This is a genomic window from Flavobacterium sp., assembly GCF_023151265.1.
GTDB lineage: Bacteria > Bacteroidota > Bacteroidia > Flavobacteriales > Flavobacteriaceae > Flavobacterium.
Window position 1 is genome coordinate 1 of the sequence record NZ_JAKLJH010000177.1, and the last position, 4,401, is coordinate 4,401.

A 4,401-nucleotide genomic window follows, 5' to 3' on the forward strand; every position below is an offset into this window, starting at 1 on the left:
CCATAATGTCTTTCAACATCTTTTTCGTATTTATTTAAGGCTTCAAGAATACAAAGTCCTAATGTTATTTCTAAATTTTCTTTAGTAACTTGTTGTTTTGTAGTACATTCACAACCAACATCAGACATTTTATCGATTAGTTGTTCTTTTGTAAGTTTTTGTGCAAAAGCAGCGTTTCCAACAAGGATAAGTAATAATACAAGTTTTTTCATGTTTTGTTTTGAATTATAAATTTTGTGCATTTGCAATTATTTCTGCAATATCTAACACTTTAACTTCGTTTTCTTTGTGTGCAAATTTTACTCCATCTGTCATCATTGTATTACAATAAGGACAACCTGTAGCTATAATATTTGGAGTAGTTTCAAGAGCATCTTGAGTTCTTAAAACATTAATATCCATATTCCCTTTTTCAGGTTCCTTGAACATTTGAGCGCCACCAGCTCCGCAACATAACGCAGCACTTTTGCTTCGTTTCATTTCAACAACTTCAGCATTTGTTTGCGATAATATTTCTCTTGGAGCTTGGTATTCATTGTTTGCTCTACCTAAATAGCAAGGATCGTGAAACGTTATACGGCTTCCTTTGTACGTATCTTTATTAAAATCAATACGACCTTCTTTTAAAAGCTGTTGAATAAATTGAGTGTGATGCAAAACTTCATAATTTCCACCCAAACTCGGATATTCATTTTTTAAACAGTTAAATGAATGAGGATCACAGGTTACAATTTTCTTTACTTCGTAAGCATTAAGCAATTCAATATTCATGAAAGCTTGCATTTGAAATAAAAATTCATTTCCAGCTCTTTTTGCAACATCTCCTGTACAACTTTCTTCGGTACCTAAAACTGCAAAATTTACGTTTGCTTTATTTAAAATTTTAACGAAAGCTCTTGTAATTTTTTTTGCTCTGTCATCGAAACTACCAGCAGAACCTACCCAAAATAAAATTTCAGGTTGTTTTCCTTCGGCCATCATTTGGGCCATTGTTGGTACAATTAAATTTTCAGACATATTATATACTATTTATGATAGTTAATGTAAAATTATTCGTTTACCCAATTTAAACGATCCATTTGATTATAAGGCCAAGGAGCACCATTGTTTTCAATATTACTCATCATATTGTTTAGTTCCATTGGAGCTGCACTTTGTTCCATTACTAAGTAACGACGCATATCGATAATAATTGATAACGGACTGATATTAATTGGACATTCTTCTACACAAGCATTACAAGTTGTACAAGCCCACAATTCTTCTGGAGTAATGTAATCGTTTAATAATGATTTTCCATCATCAACAAAAACACCTTTATTTAAATCGATATTTCTTCCTACTTCCTCTAAACGATCACGCGTATCCATCATAATCTTACGAGGCGATAATTTTTTACCTGTTTGGTTCGCTGGACAAGATGAAGTACAACGACCACACTCCGTACAACTGTAAGCATTTAATAATTGTACCCAATTTAAATCTTGAACATCAGAAGCACCAAACTTAGCTGGAACTGCATCAGGATTTGCTGGCGCTGCAAAAGGGTCAGCACTTGGATCCATCATCAATTTTACTTCGTTTGTAACACTTTCTAAATTGTTTAGTTTTCCTTTCGCGTTTAAATCAGCAAAGAAAGTATTTGGGAAAGCTAATAAAATATGTAAATGTTTAGAGAAATATAAATAGTTTAGGAAAACTAAAATTCCGGCAATGTGTAACCACCAAGCAGCTCTTTCAATAATAACAACTAAACCTTCGCTCATTCCGTTGAACATTGGAGCAATAAATTGAGAAATTGGGAAACTTCCAGCTTGATTATAATGTCCAATTCCTAAATTTTGCAAGTGAAAATCAGCTGCATTCATCAATAAGAATAACGTCATTAACACTACTTCAAAATATAAGATGTAATTAGCATCGTTTCTAGGTTTACCATCTAAATCAGAACTAGCGAAACGACCTAATTTGGTAACATTTCTTCTAATCCAAAATATAATTACAGTTACTAATACTAAAAATGCTAGAATTTCAAACGAACCTATTAACACATCATAAAATCCGCCCATAAATGATAAAACGCGGTGTGTTCCAAAAAGGCCATCGATGATAATTTCGATTACTTCGATATTAATAATTACGAATCCAACATAAACTATAATGTGTAAAAATCCCGCAACAGGACGCTTTACCATTTTAGATTGACCTAAGGCAACCATAGTCATGTTCTTCCAACGTTCAGAAGAATTATCGCTACGATCTATATCTTGTCCTAATTTAATATTACGAATTAGTTTTTTTACATTAATTGCAAAATAACCAATACCAATTGCTAAAAGCAATGCGAAGAAAATATTATCTAAAAATTGCATCGTATAAAATTTACTTTTTAATTGTATCGTTTACTGGCGCTACGTAAGGCTTGTTCTTTTTACCAAAAAGAGAAACATTTACATAACGTGTTGGATTTAAGCGTAGGTCTTGCAATAATAATTCTAGCTCGCTTGAAGCTTTAGAAAAATTATTATACATGGTTTCATCTTTCATTAGTTTACCCATGGTTCCGTTTCCTTTTTCGATGTCACCCATGATTTTATCAACACTTGCTAAAGTTTTTTCTAAATTTTTAACGGTTTGACCCAAGTTAGCTTTTGCAAGTGAGTCAGACATTTTTTCTAAATTAGATGATGTTTTATCAAAGTTTGTTAACATCGAATTTAGTTTAGGCTTATTATCAGCTACTAAACCATTAAGATTGTTAGAAATTTCGCTAAATTCAGAAAGTGTTTTGTGCAATTCAGAAATACTACTTTTCAAATTTTGCTTTGTTTTTTCGTCTAAAATATCGTTTACATTAGAAAACAAAACATCTGCATTGTCTAATAGTTTTTGAACTTTATATTGTAGAGGCTCTAATTGTTGAGCCAAAGCATCTGTTAAACCTAATTTGCTACTAGCTTTTAGGTAATCACCTGTTTTAATGTAATCTTTATCTTGAAAATTTGGTTTGATAGCAATTTGTCTTCCTCCTACTAATCCCGAATCGTAAATTTCAGCTACACTTGATTTAGAAATTGGAAAATCTGTAGTAATCTGCATTTCTACCAATAACTTTCCATCAGGCTGAATGTCAATAGAATTTACTTTACCAATAGCTAATCCGTTCAAAGTTACTGGTGCAGAATTTACAAGTCCGGCTACATTATCATATACAACGTAAACTCGAGTACTACTTTCAAATAAGTCTTTTCCTTTTAAAAAATTATATCCCCATATAAATAATAATATAGATACAATAACGAGGACGGCGGTTTTGATTTCTCTTGTTAGTTTCAAAGCTTAATAATTTTTAACAAAAATAAACTTTTATTTTATTTTATTGCATCGGTTACGCTTATTTTTATTCCATCTTTATAAGCTACAATAAAGGCAGTAGAATATCCTTTTTGTTTTGCAATCTCCAGTTTTTGTTTGATTTCGTCATAACTTTTTTCTGAAGCATAAAAATATTTATATAAACTACCAGCTGGTTCTACTGAAATTGGACTTAACCCTTTAAAATTTGATGGTGTTGTATCTAATTTTTTAGTACTAGCAGAAATTTGAATTTTAAACACAATTCCTTTATCAACCGTTTTTTCAGGGTTTTTTACAGGAATTTCTTTTTTAGGTGTTTCTTTAACTATTATTTCTTCTTTTATATCCTCTTCTTTATTATCATTATTAGAAGGACTGAAAAATTCATTTTTATAATCCATAATAGCACCTGCAATAGCTTCGGCTAATTTTTCTTGACCTTCTTCTGAATTTAAAAATGCTCCTTCTTCTTTATTTGATACAAATCCCATTTCAACTAAAACTCTTGGCATTGTAATTTGGCGTAATACTAAGAATCCAGCTTGCTTTACACCTCTGTTTTTATTATCAGTTTTCTTAGTAAAAAATTCCTGAACTCTTCCAGCTAACTCTATACTTTGATCAAGATGTTCTTCTTGTAAAATTGAAATTCCAATAACCGATTCGGGCGAATTTGGATCAAAACCATCATATTTAATCTTATAATCGGTTTCTAATGTAACTACCTCATTTTCATTTTTAGCTACTTCTAAGTTGGAAGCATTACGAGTAATACCCATTACATAAGTTTCATTTCCAGACGCTGCTTGATTTTTATTTGCGTTACAATGCATGGAAACAAAAATGCTACCTTTTGATTTATTAGCAATGTTAGCGCGTTGTTGTAATTCGATAAAAACATCAGTTTTTCGAGTATAAACAACATCAATTTGTGGGTCTTTTTCTAAAATAGCACCTACACGCAAGACAGTCTTCAAGGCAATATTTTTTTCAATATTACCATGATACACAGCTCCATAATCTTTTCCACCATGGCCAGCATCT

At 31.4% G+C, this 4,401-nt stretch carries 5 protein-coding genes; all 5 read right to left on the reverse strand.

Going from position 1 to position 4,401, the window contains the following annotated elements:
• A partial coding sequence (locus L6Q46_RS12870; RefSeq protein WP_291284645.1) for a hypothetical protein occupies window positions 1–212 on the reverse strand: 212 nt, incomplete at its 3' end.
• Window positions 213–225: 13 nt separating this feature from the next.
• Window positions 226–1,017 carry a (Fe-S)-binding protein gene (locus L6Q46_RS12875; RefSeq protein ID WP_291284646.1) on the reverse strand — a complete coding sequence of 264 codons (792 nt, stop codon included), beginning with the start codon at window positions 1,015–1,017 and terminating at the stop codon, window positions 226–228.
• Between the two features lie 32 nt (window positions 1,018–1,049).
• Window positions 1,050–2,372: a (Fe-S)-binding protein gene (locus L6Q46_RS12880; RefSeq protein WP_291284647.1), complete on the reverse strand. Its 1,323-nt coding sequence runs from the start codon at window positions 2,370–2,372 to the stop codon at window positions 1,050–1,052.
• Between the two features lie 10 nt (window positions 2,373–2,382).
• Window positions 2,383–3,336, reverse strand: coding sequence for an MlaD family protein (locus L6Q46_RS12885; RefSeq protein ID WP_291284648.1), 954 nt, complete (start codon window positions 3,334–3,336; stop codon window positions 2,383–2,385).
• A 35-nt stretch (window positions 3,337–3,371) separates the two neighbouring features.
• Window positions 3,372–4,401 (reverse strand): N-acetylmuramoyl-L-alanine amidase (locus L6Q46_RS12890; protein WP_291284649.1); only part of this gene is annotated, 1,030 nt, incomplete at its 5' end.